The sequence below is a fragment of the Phycicoccus sp. M110.8 genome (genome assembly GCF_032464895.1).
Lineage (GTDB): Bacteria > Actinomycetota > Actinomycetes > Actinomycetales > Dermatophilaceae > Pedococcus.
In genome coordinates this window covers 52,327-70,316 of sequence record NZ_JAWDIC010000004.1, presented here as the reverse complement: position 1 = coordinate 70,316, position 17,990 = coordinate 52,327, and the positions used below count along the sequence as shown (strand labels likewise).

Sequence of the window (17,990 nt, the reverse complement as noted above, 5' to 3'; positions counted from 1 at the left end):
GGCCCGTCGCCCGCCGCGACCGGTCCCACCCGCGGCGCCGCGGGTCAGCGACGGGTGGCCGCTGCCCAGGCCTCGAGCCGCTGCTGGGCAGCACCGGAGTCGAGCGCGTGCTCGGCCCGGTCCATGCCCGTGCGGACCTGCGCCGTGAAGTCGGCGTCGGACGTCCCGCGGTCCGGCTCGGTGAGGGCCAGTGCGAGCCCGGCGTTGAGGACCACCGCGTCACGGGGCGCACCGTGCGCACCGGCGAAGACGTCGCGCGCGACCTGGGCGTTGTGCACCGCGTCGGCGCCACGCAGCGCCTCGACCGGCTGCAGGGCGAGGCCGAGCTGCTCGGGGTCGACCGTGCGCTCCACGACGCGACCGCTGCGCACCCACCACACGTGCGAGGTGGTCGCCAGGGTGAGCTCGTCGAGGCCGTCGTCGCCGCGGAAGACGGCGGCATCAGTGCCGCGCCCGGCGAAGACGCCGGCCATGAGCGGCGCCTGGGCCGCGTTGGCGACGCCCACCGCGGCATACGTCGGACGGGCCGGGTTGGTGAGCGGGCCGAGGGCGTTGAAGGCCGTGGCGACGCCCAGCCCGCCACGAGCCGCGGCGGCGTGCCGCATGGCGGGGTGGAAGGTCTGGGCGAAGCAGAAGGTGATCCCGGCCTCGTGCGCGACCTCGGCCACCCGCTCGGGCGACAGGGTGAGGTCGACGCCGAGGGCCTCCAGCACGTCGGCCGAGCCGGAGGACGACGAGGCGGCACGGTTGCCGTGCTTGACGACACGCACCCCGCTCGCCGCGATGACGACGGAGGACATCGTGGAGATGTTCACCGTGTGCGAGCGGTCGCCACCGGTGCCGACGATGTCGAGGCTGGGCCCCGGCACGTCGATGCGGTTCGCGTGCTCGAGCATCATGTCGGCGAGGCCGCGCAGCTCGTCGACGGTCTCGCCCTTGGCACGCAGGGCCACGAGGAACCCGGCGAGCTGGACCGGCGACGCCTCGCCGCGCATCACCTCACCCATCGCCCACGCGGCCTGGTCGGTGGTGAGGTCGCGGCCCGCGATCAGCTCGGTGAGCAGGTCCGGCCACGTGAAGGCGGCCGGAGCCGTGGCGTCCACGGTCAGCCGGCGGTCGGGCGCCCGCCGCGCCCCAGCTGCGCGACGGCGTTCGCCAGCGCGACCGGGTCCAGCGGGTGCGGCACGGCCAGGTCGGCCAGCGACCAGGTGGCCAGCCAGCCGTCCTGCGGCCGACCGGTCAGCACCAGGATCGGGGGGCAGTTGAAGATCTCGCTCTTGAGCTGGCGGCACAGGCCCAGCCCGCCCGTGGGGGCCGCCTCGCCGTCGAGGACCAGCACGTCGAACCGGGTGTTCTCCACCGCCTCGATGACCGCCGCGGCGGTGGCGCACTCGAGCCAGGACGTGACCTCCACGTCCCGGGCCGGACGCCGTCCCACGGTGACGCGCACGGCGTCGCGAGTGGTGCGGTCGTCGCTGTAGAGCAGCACCGAGATCTGGCGGGCCGAGGAGGCCGACGAGGTCGCCGGGTCGGCGGCGGGGGCGTGCGGAGCGGTCATGCGCCCGATGCTACCGGTGCGGTGTCCGGCACCCCGCGGGCGCCCGCCCCACGCGCGAGGCGCACCTCACGGGGGGCCGCCGGTGTGCCGCGATGCGAATGTGGCAATAATGGCGCACGTGGCGACAGCATCCGCAGTGACTTCAGAACCCTCGCGCCCGGCGAGCATCCCCGGACACGGCCCCGTCTCCCGGCCCAACATGGTGTCGGTCGGCACGATCGTGTGGCTGGCCAGCGAGCTGATGTTCTTCGCCGGCCTGTTCGCGATGTACTTCACGATCCGCTCGGTGGAGCCGGAGCTGTGGCGCACCTCGACCAGCGTGCTCAACGTGCCCTACGCGAGCATCAACACGCTGATCCTCGTCATCTCCTCGGTGTGGTGCCAGCTCGGCGTCCACGCGGCCGAGCACGGCAAGGCCCACCGCGGCGACGCCAAGCTGCTCGACCTCAAGGCCTGGGGCATGCGCGAGTGGTACGTCCTCACGTACGTCTTCGGCGCGATCTTCGTCTCCGGCCAGGTGCTCGAGTACTCCGAGCTCGTCCACGAGAACATCACGCTCTCCTCCAGCGCGTACGGCTCGGTCTTCTACCTGACCACCGGCTTCCACGCCCTGCACGTGACCGGCGGTCTCCTGGCCTTCCTGCTCATCATCGGCCGCACCTTCACGACCCGGCACTACAGCCACGCCCAGGCAGCGGGCGCGGTCGTGACCTCGTACTACTGGCACTTCGTCGACGTGGTCTGGATCGCGCTGTTCGCGACCATCTACCTGCTGAAGTGACTCCGAACCCCCTCATGCCCCTCGCCGCTCCCGCCACCACCGACAGGACCGCACCGTGAACGCACTGGCCGCCCGTCGCCGCCACCCGGCCGCCATCGCCCTGCTGATCCTCCTGGGGCTGGTCGTGACCGGCCTCGCCTACTCGGCCTTCGCCCCCAAGCCGGCCAGCGCCGCCACGGCCTCCGCCGACCAGGTCGAGCAGGGCAAGAAGCTCTTCCTCGCCAACTGCGCCACCTGCCACGGGCTGCAGGCCCAGGGCACCAAGGCGGGCCCGTCGCTCGCCGGTGTCGGTGCGGCTGCCGTCGACTTCCAGGTGGGCACGGGTCGTATGCCGATGGCTGCCCCGAACGTGCAGGCGCCCCGCGCGGTGGTCAGGTTCAACCAGGACGAGATCTCGGCCATGGCCGCGTACGTCGCCTCGCTGGCCCCCGGGCCGGCCGTCCCGGACGCGCAGTACTCCAGCGGTGAGGGCGGCGACGTCGCCAAGGGCGCCCAGCTCTTCCGCGTGAACTGCGCCATGTGCCACAACTTCGCCGGCTCCGGCGGTGCGCTCACCCGGGGCAAGTACGCCCCTAGCCTGCGCAACGTCGAGGGCAAGCACATCTACGAGGCCATGGTCACCGGCCCGCAGTCGATGCCGGTCTTCAACGACCAGAACATCTCCCCCGAGAGCAAGAACGACATCGTGGCCTACCTCCACGCGGTCGACAAGGAGGAGAACGTCGGCGGCATGAACCTCGGCAACCTCGGCCCGGTCTCCGAGGGCCTGTTCGCCTGGGTCTTCGGCCTCGGCATCATGGTGGCGTTCGCGGTCTGGCTCGGGAAGAAGGCCGCATGACGCCCACCCCGGCCGCCCGGCCCCACCTCGCACCCCACTCCAGCAACACGACGGGATCGACGACACGATGAGCGAACACGACACGCCCCACGGCGAGGTCGTCCCCAGCGACGGCAACGGCTACGGCGCAGGCGCCGTCCGGCTGGACCAGGGCCACATCGAGGGCACCGGCGGCCTCCCCGCCCGCTTCGACAACCCGGGCCTGCCGCCGCACGTCGCCCGCATGAGCGACCTCGACGAGAAGGCCGCCAAGCGGGCCGAGAAGCAGGTCGCGACCCTCTTCGGGCTCTCCAGTCTCGCGACGGTCCTGTTCGTCGTCGCCTACTTCGCCATCGACCCGGAGCAGGTCGCGTTCCTGCCCGGCATCGGCAAGGCGAACCTCTACAACGTCGTCCTCGGCGTCTGCCTGGCCCTCGCCCTCCTCGGCGTCGGCGTGGGTGCCGTCCACTGGGCCAAGACGCTCATGCCCGACACCGAGATGGTCGAGGAGCGCCACCCGCAGCGGGCCAGCGACGCCGACCGCAAGCGCGCGGTCGACAACTTCGTGGTCGAGGGCGGCAAGTCCCAGATCGGTCGTCGCCCCCTGATCAAGTTCTCCCTCGCGGGCGCGCTGGCGCTGCCGCCGATCGCGCTGCTGCTGCCGCTCGTCGGCGGCCTCGGCCCGCTCCCCAAGGACGAGCTGTCCAAGACGATGTGGAAGAAGGGCGACCGGCTGGTCCGCGACCCCGAGCGCACGCCGATCCGCGCCGACCAGGTCACCATCGGCTCGGTCTTCCACGTCCTGCCGGAGTCGATCAAGGACTCCCAGCACGTGCTCGAGGACAAGGCCAAGGCCGCGGTCCTGCTCATGCGCCTCAACCCCGAGGACATCAAGGTGCAGAAGGAGCGCGACTGGGGCCACGAGGGCATCGTGGCCTACTCCAAGATCTGCACCCACGTCGGTTGCCCGGTCGGGCTCTACGAGCAGCAGACGCACCACCTGCTGTGCCCGTGCCACCAGTCGACGTTCGACGTCACCAACGACTGCAAGGTCATCTTCGGACCGGCCAAGCGGCCGCTGCCGCAGCTGCAGATTACAGTGGACTCTGAGGGATACCTGGTGGCCGACGCCCCGTTCCACGAGGCTGTCGGCCCGAGCTTCTGGGAGCGTGGACACGCATGAGCACCACATCAACCGCTCGCGGCGCCGACCGGCTCCGCGCTGACGACCCGAAGCACGAGGCTCCCCACTCCCCCGGCGCCAAGGCCGTCGGTGGTGTCGCGGGCTGGCTCGACGACCGCACGGGTGCGGCGAAGCCCTTCGGCTACCTGCTGAAGAAGGTCTTCCCGGACCACTGGTCGTTCATGCTCGGCGAAGTCGCCATGTACTCGATGATCATCTGCCTGCTCTCGGGCACGTTCCTCACGTTCTGGTTCGTGCCGAGCGCCGGCCAGGTCGTGTACGACGGCTCGTACCTGCCGCTCAAGGGCATCACGATGTCCGAGGCGTACCGCTCGACCGTCGACATCTCCTTCGACATCCGCGGTGGCCTGCTCATCCGGCAGATCCACCACTGGGCCGCGCTGATGTTCATCGTCGCGCTGTCGGTGCACATGCTGCGCGTGTTCTTCACGGGCGCGTTCCGCAAGCCGCGTGAGATCAACTGGGTCATCGGCTGCATCCTGTCGATGCTCGCGCTGGTCGAGGGCTTCGCCGGCTACTCGCTGCCGGACGACCTGCTGTCCGGCACCGGCCTGCGTGCCGCCGAGGGCTTCATGCGCTCGGTGCCGGTCATCGGCTCGTACCTGTCGTACTTCGTCTTCGACGGCCCGTTCCCCGGCGAGGCGATCATCCCCCGCCTGTACGCCGTCCACGTGCTGCTCCTGCCGGCGATCCTGGTCGGCCTGTTCACCGCCCACATCGGGCTCGTGTTCGTGCACAAGCACACGCAGTACCCCGGCCCGGGCCGCACCAACGACAACGTCGTGGGCTACCCCGTGATGCCGGTGTACGCCGCGAAGGCCGGTGGCTTCTTCTTCATCGTCTTCGGCGTCGTCGCCCTCATCTCGGCGGTCGTGACGATCAACCCGATCTGGGCGTACGGCCCCTACGACCCCTCACCGGTGACGGCCGGGTCCCAGCCGGACTGGTACATGGGCTTCGCCGACGGCGCCCTGCGCCTGCTGCCCGGCTGGCTGGAGTTCACCGCCTTCGGGTTCACGTTCAGCTTCAACGTCATGATCGGCGCCATCCTGCTCATCCCCGTGATGTACGGGCTCATGGCTGCCTACCCGTTCCTGGAGTCCTGGGTCACCGGTGACAAGCGCGAGCACCACCTGCTCGACCGCCCGCGCAACAACCCGACCCGCACGGCCCTGGGCATGGCGGCCATGACGATGTACGGCGTGCTCATGTTCGCCGCCGGCAACGACATCATGGCCATCAAGCTGCACCTGTCGATCAACGACATCACCCACATCCTGCGGGCGGCGTTCTTCATCGCCCCGGTCATCGTGTTCTGGGTGACCAAGCGGATCTGCCTGTCGCTGCAGCGCCGCGACCGCGACCTGGTCCTGCACGGCCGCGAGACCGGGCGCATCATCCGCACGGCGGACGGGCAGTTCTTCGAGCAGCACGAGCCGCTCGACGAGTACACCCGGTGGAACCTCGTCCAGCACGACCCCCACGAGGTCCTGCAGCTCGAGGCCGCGACCGACGAGCACGGGGTGGCCTCCCCCACCGCGCGCAAGGACAAGGCCCGTGCCGCCCTGTCGCGGTTCTACTTCACCGACCGCATCGACCCGGTCACCCCGGCCGAGCTCGCCGCCGCGCACCACGACGGCCACGGCCACGAGGCGATCGAGGCCGCTCCGCAGGAGCAGGAGGCCCGTCCCGGGCTCGAGGCCGCTCGCCGGGAGCCCCCGCAGCGTCCCTGACGCCCGCACAGGCCCACCACCGCCGTGTGCCGCCCGCTCACCTCGAGCGGGCGGCATACGGCGTCCTGGGGCCCGTCCCGCGGCACAGGGCCCTCGGTGTCCCGTCCCGCGGGCGGGGGCATGGCAGGCTGGGACCGTGGTGGAGATGGGGCGCGCGGAGTTCGAGCAGGCCGTGGACGCCGCCCTCGACGGGGTGCCGGCCGAGCTGCTGGGCCTGATGGACAACGTGGTCATCTTCCTGCAGGACGAGCCCCCGGCGGACGAGCCCGACCTCCTCGGGATCTACGAGGGTGTGCCGCTGACCGAGCGCGGTGAGGCGTGGGCGGCAGGAGCCCTCCCCGACCGGATCACGGTCTTCCGGGGGCCGCTGACCCGCATGTGCGACACCACCGACGAGCTGGTCGAGGAGATCGCCGTGACCGTCGTGCACGAGATCGCCCACCACTTCGGCATCGACGACGACCGGCTGCACGAGCTGGGCTGGGGCTGACCTCCCACCTCCGTGGACGTTCCGCACCCGTCCCGCCTCCGTCCCGCCCCCGCGCCGCAGGCGCTCCTCCCCCGCCGGCCGCCGAGCGCCGTCAGCGCGGCAGGGGCAGGCCGAACGCCGCGGCCACCGAGGTGGCTCCCGCCGCCCGCCCGAGAGGGGCGGTGCGCGTCACCTCGGCGTAGAGCCGGGTGAGCGAGTAGTGGTCGAGCGGAGCCGTCACGACCACGTGGTGCAGGGACGGGTGCGCCACCACGGTGAGCACGCGGTTGCCGGACGAGTGGTCGTCCTCGTCCGCGGTCAGCACGACGACGAGCCGGCCCGAGCGCCAGTCGGGGCCGGTCTGGATGCGCGTCATCCACGTGCGGAACCAGTCGTCGGCGACGCCGAGCCCGCAGTCGTGCGCGTCGTGGCACAGGTCGGGGACCACCATGCCGGCGGCCGGGAGCGTCCCGGCCGCAACGGCCTCCTGCAGGGCGTCGAGCGGCAGGTCGTGACGCTCACAGGCTGCTCGTTCCGCGGGGAAGTACGCCCACGGGTTGTGCTTGACGGCATACCGGCCCTCGGGTTCCTGCTGGCACGGCCGGGCCATGCCCTCGGCGTAGACCGCTGCCGTCGAGCCGGCGGCCAGGGCGCGGCCGAAGACCGTGGCGCCCGGAAGGGGGTGCTGGGCAGGAGCCGCGTCGTCGGTGACCCCGTGGGTGCTCCCCGACGCGATGGCCAGGTAGTTCGGCAGCGACGGGTGCCGCACCGCCGACCAGGCGGTGGCGTAGCCGTACCGCTGCGCCAGGGACTCGGTGTACGGCATCTGCGCCCGCATCTGCGCGAGCGAGTGGTTCTCCATGACGACGACGAGCAGCTTGGTTGGCCCCACTGCTGCCGGGCCGCCGGATGCGCTCGTGGCAGCGGACCCGGTCGCGCCCGCGGACGTCGTCGCGGTCGACCGGCCCGGGCCCGCACCCGTCGACGCCGGCGCCGACGAGGCCGGGGACGACCCGGTCGTGGACGCCACCGAGGTGGGGTGGCCGGGTGAACCGCTCGAGCAGCCCGCGCCCAGGGCCACCAGGGCGGCCAGCGCCGCCCCGAGGATGGAGCCGGGAACCGCGCCGCGCCGGGCGGCGCAGGTCGTGGCCCTGCGACCGTCAGGGCGGCTCACGGCGGTCGCCTCAGGCGAGGGCGCTCTGCTTGACCCAGTTGGCGTAGGAGTACTGCCAGACCCCGATGCCCTCGGTCGGCTGGAACACCCGGCTGGACCCGGTGAACACGACCACGTCACCGGCCTTGGAGATCGAGTACATCCACGCGGCCTCGCTCGGCGACATGTTGACGCAGCCGTGGCTCACGTTCGAGCTGCCCTGCGACCCGACCGACCACGGGGCGGAGTGCAGGTACTCCCCCGTCCAGGTGACGCGCATCGCCGACTCGGTCTTGATCTTGTAGTAGCCGGGCTGGCCCTTCTTGATCCCGATTGTCGTCGAGTCCATCACCACGGTCCCCTCCTTGCGGATGATGACCTTGATGCCGGAGCGGGTCTCGGTCTTGGGGCCCGGGCGGCCGGCGCTGATCGGGATGGTGCGCAGGACCGTGCCGCCCTGGGTGACGGTCATGACGTGGCGCTTGATGTCGACCGTGGAGATCATCGCCGAGCCCACCGTGAAGCTGGCGCTGTCGTCGTTGGCGATCCACTTGCCCGGGCCGGTCTGCACCCCGCTCAGCGGCGCGTTGACGGTGACCTTGGTGCCCGGCTTCCAGTAGGTCTTCGGCCGCCACATGAGCTGGCGGCTGTCGAGCCAGCCCCAGTGCCCCTCGACCTTCGGCGACGTCGTCACGGTCACCAGCTTCTCCACCTGGGCGCGCTGCTCGGGCGTCACGACAGGAGAGTCGAACTGGATCGAGGCCGGCATGCCGATCCCGACCGTCTGGCCGGCGTAGAGGATGCCGTAGGTCGCCGTCACGGCCGGCTTGAGCGTGCGGAACGTCGACGTGCTGGTGCTGGGGGTGTCGTCGGACCCGGCGGCGGTCATCGACACGGTGTAGGTGCTGTCGGGGGCGAGGCGGCCCGTGGAGGTCCAGGTGCCGTTCTCGAGCGAGCCCTGCAGCGCGTGGCCGTCCGCGTCCTTGACGGTCACCGACTTCAGCGTCCCGGACTTGGCCTCGACCACGACCGGCGAGCTCGGCAGGACGCCGCTCGCACCGTCGGCGGGCGTGACCGAGAGGTCTGCCGGCACGACCGGGGCGCTGCTGGAGCTGGAGGAGGACGAGGAGGAGGGGCTGCCGGCGACGTTCCCGGTCGACTGGCCAGTCGCCGTACCGGAGCACCCGGCGACGAGCACGGCTGCCGTGACCAGGGTCGCCGCGGCGACGAGCTGTCGGCGTGCCCGAAGAGTCCTACCCACCACTGCTGCTCCTGTGCTCGCACCCTCGGGCGCGTTCCTCGCGTTCGTGTCCTGTCTCGGCCGGCCGGGCGCAGGGCGCCGCGGTCCACCCCCTCAGACGCCGTACGGCCCCGTCCGGTTGGCTGTCGGCGCCCGTGATCGGCCAGGCGGTTCGACCGCGTCAGGCCCCCATGGGGACGGCCCGCTGGCGCGGACCGTCGCTCCATGGTACCTCGGCGCCCGCGACGGCCCCGCAACGCGCGTGGCGAGATGCGTGGCGAGGTACGTCGGCCGCGCCGCCCGACGGTCGGGACCGCCCCCGGAACAGCAGAGAGGCGGTGTGCCGCCCGGCCGGGTGGCACACCGCCTCTCGCGGTGTCCGCGCAGGTCAGACCGCGTGCGGACCCTTGAAGTACTCGAACGTCCACCCCACGAGGGCCACGACGCCGAAGGCGGCACCGATGATGAACAGCCACCACCCGACCGCGAGGCCGAGGAAGCAGATCGCGGCGGCCCCGGCCAGCGGGAGCGGCCACCAGGAGTGGGGGCTGAAGAAGCCGTACTCACCCTCCTGCTCGTCGATCTCACCGGCAGGGTTGTCCTCCGGGCGCTCGGGCAGGCGTCGCCCGGTGGCCCAGAGGTAGAAGGCGATCATCGCGCCCAGTCCGGCCGACAGGAACAGCCCTGCCGGGCCGACCGGCTCGCGCCAGTGGGTGAAGATGCCGTAGAGGAGCCCGACGGGGGCGAAGAAGACCGCCAGGATGACGAAGAGCTTGAACTCGATCTTCATGCTCAGTCGCGCTCCTCGTGGAATCGGGGGTTGAGGTCGTGGTCCAGCTCACCGGTGTGGTGCGAGTGCGGGCCGTTGCCGTCCGGGCCGCCGATGATCCGGGTCAGGGTGTCGGGGTCGGCCGGCAGGGTCGCGAACGGGGCGGCCTCCGGGTGGTGCAGGTCGAAGGCGGGGCGCTCGGACCGGATCCGCGGGATCACGTCGAAGTTGTGCCGCGGCGGCGGGCAGGAGGTGGCCCACTCCAGCGAGGCGCCGTAGCCCCACGGGTCGTCGGTCTCCACCAGCGGAGCCGTCCGCCAGGTCTTCCACACGTTGTAGAGGAAAGGCAGCGTGGAGGCGCCGAGCAGGAACGAGCCGTACGTCGAGACCTGGTTCATCCAGGTGAACCCGTCCTCGGGCAGGTAGTCGGCGTAGCGGCGGGGCATCCCGTCGACACCGAGCACGTGCTGGATGAGGAAGGTGGTGTGGAACCCGACGAACAGCATCCAGAAGTGGATCTTGCCGAGGGTCTCGTCGAGCATCCGGCCGGTGAGCTTGGGCCACCAGAAGTAGAAGCCCGCGAACATCGCGAACACGACCGTGCCGAAGACGACGTAGTGGAAGTGGGCCACCACGAAGTAGCTGTCGGACAGGTGGAAGTCGAGGGCCGGGCTGGACAGGATGATGCCGGTCAGGCCGCCGAAGAGGAACGTCACGAGGAAGCCGATCGACCACAGCATCGGCGTCTCGAAGGAGAGCTTGCCGCCCCACATCGTGCCGATCCAGTTGAAGAACTTCACGCCTGTCGGCACGGCGATGAGCATCGTCATGACCGCGAAGAACGGCAGCAGCACCTGGCCGGTCGCGTACATGTGGTGCGCCCAGACCGTCACGGACAGCGCGGCGATGCCGATGGTGGCGAAGACCAGGGTCTTGTAGCCGAAGATCGGCTTGCGGGAGAACACCGGCAGGATCTCGCTGATGATGCCGAAGAACGGCAGGGCGATGATGTAGACCTCTGGGTGCCCGAAGAACCAGAACAGGTGCTGCCACAGCATGGGCCCACCGTTCTCGGGCTGGAACACCTGTGCCCCGAACTTGCGGTCGGCGCCCAGGGCCAGCAGCGCGGAGGCCAGGACCGGGAAGGCCATCAGCACGAGGAGCGAGGTGATCAGCACCGTCCAGGTGAAGATCGGCATCCGGAACATGGTCATGCCGGGGGCGCGCATGCAGATGATCGTGGTGATGAAGTTGACCGCACCGAGGATGGTGCCGAAACCACCGAGCGCGAGGCCGAAGACCCACAGGTCACCGCCGAGGCCGGGGCTGTTGGAGGCGTCCGAGAGCGGGGCGTACGCGAACCAGCCGAACGACGCCGCGCCCTGGGGCGTGAGGAAGCCAGCCGAGGCGATGAGGCCACCGAACAGGTACAGCCAGTAGGCGAACATGTTCAGGCGCGGGAACGCCACGTCGGGGGCACCGATCTGCAGTGGCATCAGCGCGTTGGCGAAGCCGGCGAACAGCGGCGTCGCGAACAGCAGCAGCATGATCGTGCCGTGCATGGTGAAGAGCTGGTTGTACTGCTCGGGGTTGTCCACGACCTGCAGGCCCGGCTCGAAGAGCTCGGCGCGGATGAGCAGCGCGAGCACACCACCGAACATGAAGAAGATGAAGGAGGTGATGAAGTAGAGGTTGCCGATGACCTTGTGGTCGGTCGTCGTCATCCACTTCACGACGGTCTGGCCCTTGGTGAGCCGGCGGGTCGAGGTGCCCTGCGTCGAGCGCAGGTAGGTCCCCGCCGTGGATTCGGTCGCCGCTGCCATCACTTGCTCCCAGTGCTCGGGACGAGGTTCTGCTGGTTGTTCATGATCCGCTCGGAGTTGAGGCTGTTGTCGAGCTGACCGGTGTTGCCCTTGGCCTTGAGCTCGGCGATGTGGGCGTCGTAGGTGGCCTGGTCGACGACCTTGACGTTGAACAGCATCTGCGAGTGGTAGGCACCGCAGAGCTCGGCGCACTTGCCCTTGAAGTCACCGGTCTCGGTCGGGACGACCTGGAACTTGTTGACCCGGCCCGGGATCATGTCGAGCTTCTGCAGGAAGGCCGGCACCCAGAACGAGTGGATGACGTCGCGCGAGGTCAGGACGAACTCGGTGCGCTTGCCCACCGGGAGGTAGAGGGTCGGCAGGGACGCCTCGGCGCCCTCCTTGCCGGTGAGCTCGGCCTGCGTGCCGCTCTCGTAGGTGTCCTCGTTGACGTAGTTGAAGTCCCAGGACCACTTCTTCCCGATGACGTTGACGACGACGTCGGGGTTCTTGCTGGTGTCCAGCAGCGCCGACTCGTCACGCTGGGTGTAGTAGAAGAGCACGGCGATCATGAACACCGGCACGACGGTGTAGAGGATCTCCATCGGCACGTTGTAGCGCAGCTGCACCGGGAGCTCGGTGTCGTCCTTGCGCCGGCGGTATGCCACGACGCACCAGAGGATGAGGCCCCAGACGAGGACGCCGACCGCGAGGGCCGCGATCCAGGCGCCGTTCCACAGGGTCGTGACGCGCTCGCCACCCTGGGTGGCGGCGCGCGGCAGGAAGCCGTCCTGGACGCGACCGGCGCAGCCCGAGAGGGCGACCGCCAGCAGGGAGGCCACGGCACCCACGGTGGACCTGCGGAGAACTGTCCGCCGGCGCGGGGGGCGCGGCGCAGGGACGTCGTGCTGACGCAACGGTGCACCTTCTTCGAAGCAGTGATGGGCCATTCGCGCCAAACCCTACTCCAGCCGGGAGGTGGTGTCGGGTCGGGGTACGGCTACCGTCGGGGTGTGGCGAATCCCCCTGTCGAGCGCGTCCTCCTCGACGCCGCCCCGGGACCGGTGCACCCCGCCGCGCGGGCGACCCTGGTGGCCGCCGTCGACGCCGGCTGGGCCGACCCCCGGCGGCTGCACGCCGAGGCGCGAACGGCGCGTCGCCTGCTCGACCAGGCGCGGGAGGTGCTCGCTGCCGGGCTCGGTGTCCGCCCGGCCGAGGTGACCTTCGCCCCCGACGGCCCGACCGCCGTCCGGTGGATGCTCGACGGGCTGCGGCACGCCGCGCGCCGCCGCGGCGCCCGCACGGTGGCCTCGGCCGTCGAGCACTCGGCCGTCCTCGTCCCGGCCAGGCACGAGGCGGACCTGTCGGGTGACGCCGGCCGCCTGGGCGAGGTGGCCGTCGACCGGCTGGGACGCGTGGACCTCGACGCGTGGAGGGAGGCCCTGTCCGTGCCGGGCACGGTGGCGGCCGCCCTCCAGCACGCCAACGGCGAGGTCGGCACCCTGCAACCGCTCGAGGAGGCCCACGCCACCTGCCGCGCGGCGGGCGTCCCGCTCGCCGTCGACGCCCAGGCGTCGCTGGGGCGGGTCCCTGCGCCCACGGCATACGACGTGCTCGCGGGCGACGCGCAGTCCTGGGGTGGCCCGGGCGGGCTGGGGGTCCTCGTCGTGCCCGAGGGCACCCGGTGGCTGCTGCCCGGGGCCACCGACCCGGACGCCGCCCTCCACGGGGCCTCGCGCCACACCCCGTGGGTGCCCCTGGCCCTCGCGGCGGCCGAGGCGTGGCAGCAGACCGAGGCGGCCCGCGAGCAGGACGCGGCCGAGGCCTTCGCCCTGGTCCGGGGGCTGCGCGAGGCGGCGGGCCGGCTCCCCGACGTCGACGTGGTCGGCGAACCCGAGGGCCGCCTGCCGCACGTCCTCACCTTCTCCGCGCTGTATGCCGACGGCGAGGCGCTCGTCCGCGAGCTCGACCGGGCGGGCTTCGCCGTGGCGTCGGGCTCGGCCTGCACCGCGAGCACGCTGGAGCCCAGCCACGTCCTTGCCGCCATGGGGGCGCTGACCCACGGCAACGTGCGGGTCACGCTGCCCCTCTCCGCGGTGGCGCCGGACCGGGCAGCCGGCGTGGCGGCCTTCGTGCGCGCGCTCCCCGGTGCCGTCGAGCGGGTGCGCGAGGAGCTGGGGGCACGGCGGCTGTGAGCGGGGACGACGTCGTCGACGCACGCGGCCTGCGCTGCCCGCTGCCGGTCATCCGCCTGGCGCAGCGGGCCCGCGACGCCGCCCCGGGGACCGAGCTCGAGGTGTGGTCGACGGACCCGGCCGCCGCCGCGGACGTCCCGGCGTGGTGCCGGATGAGGGGTCACGCGTTCCTCGGGGCCCGCGACGACGGCGACCACGCGGCATACCGGGTCCGTGTCGGCGGCCCCGAGGCGCCCGCTAGCTGACCGCGAAGGCGGGCGGCTCCAGGTGGATCGCGTCGCCGAGCCGGCGCAGGTACTCCGCCCGCGGGATGCTCACGATGCCGAGGGTGCGCAGGTGGTCGGTCGCCCACTGCACGTCGATGATGCGGCGCGGGTCGCCGTCGGCGAAGACGTGGCCGGCCATCGCGACGACGGCGGCCTTGGACGCGTCGGTGACGTGGTGGAACATCGACTCGCCCGCGAACAGGCCGCCGACGCACAGGCCGTAGAGGCCGCCGACGAGCTCGCCGTCCTGCCACGTCTCGATGCTGTGCGCCCAGCCGAGCGCGTGCAGCTGGGTGTACGCGTCGGCGATCTCGGTGGTGATCCAGCGGCCCTCGCGCGAGGGGTCCGCGCACGCGGCGACGACCTCGCGGAACGCGGTGTCGACCCGGATCTCGAACCGTCGCAGCGAGCGCCGCAGCGACCGGCTGGCGTGCACGCCGCCGGGCAGCAGGACCCCGCGCGGGTCGGGCGACCACCACCCGAGCGGCCGGGCCCCGTGGTCCCCGAGGCCCATGGGGAAGACGCCCGTGCGGTACGCCTCGAGGATCGTCCCCGCGCGCAGGTCACCCCCGACGGCGACGAGGTCCTCGCCGTCGTCGACCCCGGACAGGTCGAAGGCCCAGCCGCTCGGCAGGGGTTCGACGGGCTCGGGGGCGACCACCGGTCAGGGGGCCACGCAGGCGATGTGCGGCTCGATCGCGTCGGCGGAGTCCTGCCCGTACGCCTCGGCGAGCCGGGCGAGGAAGGTGGACTTGCCGAGGGTGTACTCCTGGGTCCCGACGGTCTCGATGACGTAGGTCGCCAGCATCGAGCCGAGCTCCGCCGCGTGCCGCAGGCCCAGGTCGGCGGCCAGGCCGGTGAGGAAGCCGGCGCGGAACGCGTCGCCGACCCCCGTCGGGTCGGCGCGGCGCACCTCGCGGGCGACCGAGACGTGGACGGGGTCCTCGCCCTTGCGCTCGATGGTGACGCCGTCCTTACCCTTGGTGACGACCCGGGTGTTGACCCGGGCCGCGATCTCGTCGGAGGACCAGCCGGTCTTCTGCTCGGTGAGGGCGGCCTCGTACTCGTTGGTGAGCAGGTAGTCGGCGCCGTCGATGAGCTGGCGGATCGTCTCGCCGTCGGCGAAGGCCAGCTGCTGGCTCGGGTCGGCCGCGAACGGGATGCCCCGCGAACGGCACTCCCGCGTGTGGCGCAGCATGGCCTCGGGGTCGTTGGCGCCGACGACGACGAGGTCCAGGCCACCGACGCGCTCGGCGATGGGGCCGAGCTCGATCGCCCGCGCCTCGCTCATGGCACCGGCGTAGAAGGTGGCGATCTGGGCCATGTCCTCGTCGGTCGTGCACACGAACCGGGCTGTGTGCCGCGACTCCGACACGTGCACGGACGTGCAGTCGACGCCGTGGCGCTCCAACCAGCTGCGGTAGTCGGCGAAGTCCTCGCCCACGGCGCCGACGAGGATCGGCCGCTGCCCGAGGTTGGCCATCCCGAAGGCGATGTTGGCGGCCACTCCCCCACGCCGGACCTCGAGGTCGTCGGCGAGGAAGGACAGCGAGACCTTGTCGAGCTGCTCGACGACGAGGGAGTCGCGGAACCTCCCCTTGAAGGTCATGAGGTGGTCGGTGGCAATGGACCCGGTGACGGCTATTCGCACACCGGAAACCTACCCGTTGCCGTTGCGGTCGGCAGCGCCGCGGGGGACAGTCGCTCCATGACCGACACGGGGGCAGGACAGGGCGCACAGCCGGGGACGACGGGTGCAGAGCCGGGGACGCGGACGGCGACGGAGGCGATGCGGGAGCTGGACTTCGGGGGGCTGCGGGCGACCTTCGTCAACTGCACGCTGAAGCGCTCGCCCGAGCGCAGCCACACGCAGGGGCTGATCGACGTCAGCGCCGGGATCATGCGCGACCACGGGGTCGACGTGCGCGAGTTCCGCGCCGTCGACCACGACATCGCGACCGGCGTGTACGTGGACATGACCGAGCACGGCTGGGACCGCGACGAGTGGCCGACGATCTTCGCCGAGATCCTCGAGTCGGACATCCTCGTCGTCGCCGGCCCGATCTGGCTCGGCGATAACTCCAGCGTCACCAAGCGCGTCATCGAGCGGCTCTACGGCGGCTCGTCGATGACCAATGCGGCCGGGCAGTACGTCTACTACGGCAAGGTCGGCGGCGCGATCATCACCGGCAACGAGGACGGCATCAAGCACTGCGCCTCCAACATCCTCTACAGCCTGCAGCACATCGGCTTCACCATCCCGCCCGGCGCGGACGCCGGCTGGATCGGCGAGGCCGGGCCGGGTCCGTCGTACCTCGACGAGGGCAGCGGCGGCCCCGAGAACGAGTTCACCCGGCGGAACACCACGTTCATGACCTACAACCTCATGCACCTCGCGGCGATGTTCACGGTGGCCGGCGGCTTCCCCGTCGGTGGCAACCAGCGAGTGGCGTGGGACGCCGGCGACCGCTTCGACTCCCCCAACCCCGAGTACCGCTGAGGCGCCGCGACGCACTCCACGTAACGACGCGCGGGCGGTACTTGGCAAAGTCAGGTACCTGGCATACCTTTCCTCCATGGCCCATGACCCGCAGATGCTCAAGGGAGTGCTCTCGCTGCTCCTGCTGAGCGTGCTGCGCGAGGAGCCGGGGTACGGCTACGGCATCGTCACCCGGCTCAAGGCCGCGGGGTTCGAGGACCTCGCCGAGGGGACGGTCTACCCGGCCCTGGCCCGCCTGGAGTCGGCCGGCCTGCTGCAGTCCCACCTGGAGCTGTCGGCCTCGGGCCCTGCTCGGAAGTACTACCGCACGACCCCGGCGGGAGTGGCCGAGCTCGCCGCCCGGGGCCGCGCCTGGCGGTCGCTCGTCGCGGCCGTCGACACCGTCACGGGCGCCGCACCGCCCGGCAACGAAGGGAAGTCCGCATGAGCATCCTCGACCGTGCCCGCATCGCGGGGGCCGTGGCCGGGTACGACTTCTGGATGGACTACCGCGGGGTGCCCGGGCGCCGCCGCAAGCAGCTGCGCACCGAGCTGCGTGCCAACCTCGACGAGGCCGCCGCGCGCGAGGGCACGACGAGCGCGCTCCTCGCGATCGGCTCCCCGAGGGCGATGGCGTATGCCGTGGCCGAGATCTACCGGGGCCGACCCCGGTGGGCGTTCGGCGGGTACGTCGCGCTGGCCACGTGGGTGGTGCTCCAGCTGCTGTGGACGTTCTCGGTCCTCGGGTTCGTCGAGGGCGTACGGGCCAGCGGGGTGACCGGGCGACCGGTCACCGGGTCCGTGCCTCCGCTGGTGTCGCAGGCGTCCGCCGAGTTCGGCACGGCCGGCGAGCCGGTCGCCATGGCCGGCGTGCTGCCCCTGTCGGTGCTGGTCGTCGCCCTGGTCGCGTTCGTGCTCGCCGCGGGGCCGTGGCGGCCCCTGGTGCACAGGCGCCGCCCCCGCCCTGCCGCGGCCTGAGCGGGCGCACGGCGGGCCGGGACACCCACCGCGTCCCGCGCACGACGAAGGGCCCCGCACCTGCTGGTGCGGGGCCCTTCGTGACGGCCGACCCGGTCGCCCGGGTCAGGTCGGGTCAGCTGAAGCTGTCACCGCAGGCACACGAGCTGCCCGCGTTGGGGTTGTCGATGGTGAAGCCCTGCTTCTCGATCGTGTCGGCGAAGTCGATCGTCGCCCCCTCGAGGTACGGGGCGCTCATCCGGTCGACGACGACCCCGACACCGTCGAAGTCGCGCACCAGGTCACCGTCGAGGGTGCGCTCGTCGAAGTAGAGCTGGTAGATGAGGCCGGAGCAGCCACCGGGCTGCACGCCCACACGCAGGCGCAGGTCGTCGCGACCCTCCTGCTCGAGCAGGGACTTGACCTTGCCCGCGGCGACGTCGGTGAGCAGCACGCCGTGCGTGGCCTCGGCGGGCGTCTCGGTCGCGGCCGGAGCGGTCTGGTCCTGAACACTCATGGTGATGCGTCCTTCATGGTCGGTGGAGGTGGGCCACTGGGGCCAACCCA

The 17,990-nt window shown here is 71.6% G+C and carries 20 protein-coding genes; 10 read left to right on the top strand and 10 right to left on the bottom strand.

Annotation, left to right across the window (positions count from 1 at the left end; translation table 11 throughout):
* Positions 1 to 44: 44 nt before the first annotated feature.
* Together trpD and RKE38_RS15710 are read right to left on the bottom strand one after the other, a co-directional pair.
* Entirely contained in the window at positions 45 to 1,103 is a 1,059-nt protein-coding gene (trpD, locus tag RKE38_RS15715) for an anthranilate phosphoribosyltransferase (protein ID WP_316008413.1), read from the bottom strand.
* Positions 1,104 to 1,105: 2 nt separating this feature from the next.
* Positions 1,106 to 1,558, bottom strand: a complete 453-nt coding sequence (locus RKE38_RS15710) for a hypothetical protein (RefSeq protein ID WP_316008412.1) — start codon at positions 1,556 to 1,558, stop codon at positions 1,106 to 1,108.
* Between the two features lie 109 nt (positions 1,559 to 1,667).
* On the opposite strand from RKE38_RS15710, the gene RKE38_RS15705 reads away from it, so the two are divergent.
* The 5 genes from RKE38_RS15705 (at position 1,668) to RKE38_RS15685 (ending at position 6,583) form a co-directional block, all read left to right on the top strand.
* Positions 1,668 to 2,339, top strand: coding sequence for a heme-copper oxidase subunit III (locus tag RKE38_RS15705; protein WP_316008411.1), 672 nt, complete (start codon positions 1,668 to 1,670; stop codon positions 2,337 to 2,339).
* A 55-nt stretch (positions 2,340 to 2,394) separates the two neighbouring features.
* The gene (locus RKE38_RS15700) at positions 2,395 to 3,177 is read left to right on the top strand and encodes a cytochrome c (protein WP_316008410.1); all 783 of its coding nucleotides are present in this window, start codon (positions 2,395 to 2,397) and stop codon (positions 3,175 to 3,177) included.
* A 67-nt stretch (positions 3,178 to 3,244) separates the two neighbouring features.
* On the top strand, positions 3,245 to 4,339 hold the full coding sequence (locus RKE38_RS15695) for a ubiquinol-cytochrome c reductase iron-sulfur subunit (RefSeq protein WP_316008409.1): 1,095 nt from the start codon (positions 3,245 to 3,247) through the stop codon (positions 4,337 to 4,339).
* Positions 4,336 to 6,093 (top strand): ubiquinol-cytochrome c reductase cytochrome b subunit, encoded by a 1,758-nt coding sequence (locus RKE38_RS15690; RefSeq protein ID WP_316008408.1) that lies wholly within the window; start codon positions 4,336 to 4,338, stop codon positions 6,091 to 6,093. Before RKE38_RS15695 ends, RKE38_RS15690 begins: the two co-directional genes overlap by 4 nt.
* 145 nt (positions 6,094 to 6,238) lie before the next feature.
* The gene (locus RKE38_RS15685) at positions 6,239 to 6,583 is read left to right on the top strand and encodes a metallopeptidase family protein (protein ID WP_316008904.1); all 345 of its coding nucleotides are present in this window, start codon (positions 6,239 to 6,241) and stop codon (positions 6,581 to 6,583) included.
* 91 nt (positions 6,584 to 6,674) lie between these two features.
* Here RKE38_RS15685 and RKE38_RS15680 read toward each other — a convergent pair whose 3' ends face one another.
* From RKE38_RS15680 to coxB, 5 genes are all read right to left on the bottom strand, one after another.
* Complete coding sequence (locus tag RKE38_RS15680; protein WP_316008407.1) at positions 6,675 to 7,736, bottom strand: alkaline phosphatase family protein; 1,062 nt, start codon at positions 7,734 to 7,736, stop codon at positions 6,675 to 6,677.
* 10 nt (positions 7,737 to 7,746) lie between these two features.
* Positions 7,747 to 8,976, bottom strand: a complete 1,230-nt coding sequence (locus RKE38_RS15675) for an Ig-like domain-containing protein (protein WP_316008406.1) — start codon at positions 8,974 to 8,976, stop codon at positions 7,747 to 7,749.
* A 367-nt stretch (positions 8,977 to 9,343) separates the two neighbouring features.
* Positions 9,344 to 9,745 (bottom strand): cytochrome c oxidase subunit 4, encoded by a 402-nt coding sequence (locus RKE38_RS15670; RefSeq protein ID WP_316008405.1) that lies wholly within the window; start codon positions 9,743 to 9,745, stop codon positions 9,344 to 9,346.
* A gap of 2 nt (positions 9,746 to 9,747) precedes the next feature.
* Positions 9,748 to 11,547 (bottom strand): cytochrome c oxidase subunit I, encoded by a 1,800-nt coding sequence (ctaD, locus tag RKE38_RS15665; RefSeq protein WP_316008404.1) that lies wholly within the window; start codon positions 11,545 to 11,547, stop codon positions 9,748 to 9,750.
* The gene (coxB, locus tag RKE38_RS15660; RefSeq protein ID WP_316008403.1) at positions 11,547 to 12,368 is read right to left on the bottom strand and encodes a cytochrome c oxidase subunit II; all 822 of its coding nucleotides are present in this window, start codon (positions 12,366 to 12,368) and stop codon (positions 11,547 to 11,549) included. The genes ctaD and coxB overlap by 1 nt, the downstream gene beginning before the upstream one ends.
* 171 nt (positions 12,369 to 12,539) lie before the next feature.
* Here coxB and RKE38_RS15655 point away from each other — a divergent pair, with 171 nt between their 5' ends.
* Together RKE38_RS15655 and RKE38_RS15650 are read left to right on the top strand one after the other, a co-directional pair.
* Complete coding sequence (locus tag RKE38_RS15655) at positions 12,540 to 13,721, top strand: cysteine desulfurase family protein (RefSeq protein WP_316008402.1); 1,182 nt, start codon at positions 12,540 to 12,542, stop codon at positions 13,719 to 13,721.
* The gene (locus RKE38_RS15650) at positions 13,718 to 13,966 is read left to right on the top strand and encodes a sulfurtransferase TusA family protein (protein WP_316008401.1); all 249 of its coding nucleotides are present in this window, start codon (positions 13,718 to 13,720) and stop codon (positions 13,964 to 13,966) included. Before RKE38_RS15655 ends, RKE38_RS15650 begins: the two co-directional genes overlap by 4 nt.
* Here RKE38_RS15650 and aat read toward each other — a convergent pair.
* Together aat and RKE38_RS15640 are read right to left on the bottom strand one after the other, a co-directional pair.
* Positions 13,959 to 14,648: a leucyl/phenylalanyl-tRNA--protein transferase gene (gene aat / locus RKE38_RS15645; protein ID WP_410055470.1), complete on the bottom strand. Its 690-nt coding sequence runs from the start codon at positions 14,646 to 14,648 to the stop codon at positions 13,959 to 13,961. The two genes, RKE38_RS15650 and aat, sit on opposite strands and share 8 nt — an antisense overlap.
* A gap of 3 nt (positions 14,649 to 14,651) precedes the next feature.
* Positions 14,652 to 15,638 carry a carbohydrate kinase family protein gene (locus RKE38_RS15640; RefSeq protein WP_316008400.1) on the bottom strand — a complete coding sequence of 329 codons (987 nt, stop codon included), beginning with the start codon at positions 15,636 to 15,638 and terminating at the stop codon, positions 14,652 to 14,654.
* 138 nt (positions 15,639 to 15,776) lie between these two features.
* On the opposite strand from RKE38_RS15640, the gene RKE38_RS15635 reads away from it, so the two are divergent.
* The 3 genes from RKE38_RS15635 to RKE38_RS15625 all read left to right on the top strand — a co-directional run bounded on the left by RKE38_RS15635 (position 15,777) and on the right by RKE38_RS15625 (position 17,444).
* Complete coding sequence (locus RKE38_RS15635) at positions 15,777 to 16,487, top strand: flavodoxin family protein (protein ID WP_316008902.1); 711 nt, start codon at positions 15,777 to 15,779, stop codon at positions 16,485 to 16,487.
* A 76-nt stretch (positions 16,488 to 16,563) separates the two neighbouring features.
* The gene (locus tag RKE38_RS15630; protein WP_316008399.1) at positions 16,564 to 16,914 is read left to right on the top strand and encodes a PadR family transcriptional regulator; all 351 of its coding nucleotides are present in this window, start codon (positions 16,564 to 16,566) and stop codon (positions 16,912 to 16,914) included.
* Entirely contained in the window at positions 16,911 to 17,444 is a 534-nt protein-coding gene (locus RKE38_RS15625) for a hypothetical protein (protein WP_316008398.1), read from the top strand. Before RKE38_RS15630 ends, RKE38_RS15625 begins: the two co-directional genes overlap by 4 nt.
* 115 nt (positions 17,445 to 17,559) lie before the next feature.
* On the opposite strand, the gene RKE38_RS15620 is transcribed toward RKE38_RS15625, so the two are convergent.
* Positions 17,560 to 17,940 carry an iron-sulfur cluster assembly accessory protein gene (locus tag RKE38_RS15620; RefSeq protein ID WP_316008397.1) on the bottom strand — a complete coding sequence of 127 codons (381 nt, stop codon included), beginning with the start codon at positions 17,938 to 17,940 and terminating at the stop codon, positions 17,560 to 17,562.
* Between the last annotated feature and the right edge of the window lie 50 nt (positions 17,941 to 17,990).

What these genes read in the sequence shown, in the direction of transcription:
- RKE38_RS15710 (WP_316008412.1), bottom strand. Translation starts at nt 1,558, where the DNA reads ATGACCGCTCCGCACGCCCCCGCCGCCGACCCGGCGACCTCGTCGGCC.
- RKE38_RS15705 (WP_316008411.1), top strand. Translation starts at nt 1,668, where the DNA reads ATGGCGCACGTGGCGACAGCATCCGCAGTGACTTCAGAACCCTCGCGC.
- RKE38_RS15695 (WP_316008409.1), top strand. Translation starts at nt 3,245, where the DNA reads ATGAGCGAACACGACACGCCCCACGGCGAGGTCGTCCCCAGCGACGGC.
- RKE38_RS15690 (WP_316008408.1), top strand. Translation starts at nt 4,336, where the DNA reads ATGAGCACCACATCAACCGCTCGCGGCGCCGACCGGCTCCGCGCTGAC.
- RKE38_RS15685 (WP_316008904.1), top strand. Translation starts at nt 6,239, where the DNA reads ATGGGGCGCGCGGAGTTCGAGCAGGCCGTGGACGCCGCCCTCGACGGG.
- RKE38_RS15670 (WP_316008405.1), bottom strand. Translation starts at nt 9,745, where the DNA reads ATGAAGATCGAGTTCAAGCTCTTCGTCATCCTGGCGGTCTTCTTCGCC.
- ctaD (WP_316008404.1), bottom strand. Translation starts at nt 11,547, where the DNA reads ATGGCAGCGGCGACCGAATCCACGGCGGGGACCTACCTGCGCTCGACG.
- RKE38_RS15635 (WP_316008902.1), top strand. Translation starts at nt 15,777, where the DNA reads ATGCGGGAGCTGGACTTCGGGGGGCTGCGGGCGACCTTCGTCAACTGC.
- RKE38_RS15630 (WP_316008399.1), top strand. Translation starts at nt 16,564, where the DNA reads ATGGCCCATGACCCGCAGATGCTCAAGGGAGTGCTCTCGCTGCTCCTG.
- RKE38_RS15625 (WP_316008398.1), top strand. Translation starts at nt 16,911, where the DNA reads ATGAGCATCCTCGACCGTGCCCGCATCGCGGGGGCCGTGGCCGGGTAC.
- RKE38_RS15620 (WP_316008397.1), bottom strand. Translation starts at nt 17,940, where the DNA reads ATGAGTGTTCAGGACCAGACCGCTCCGGCCGCGACCGAGACGCCCGCC.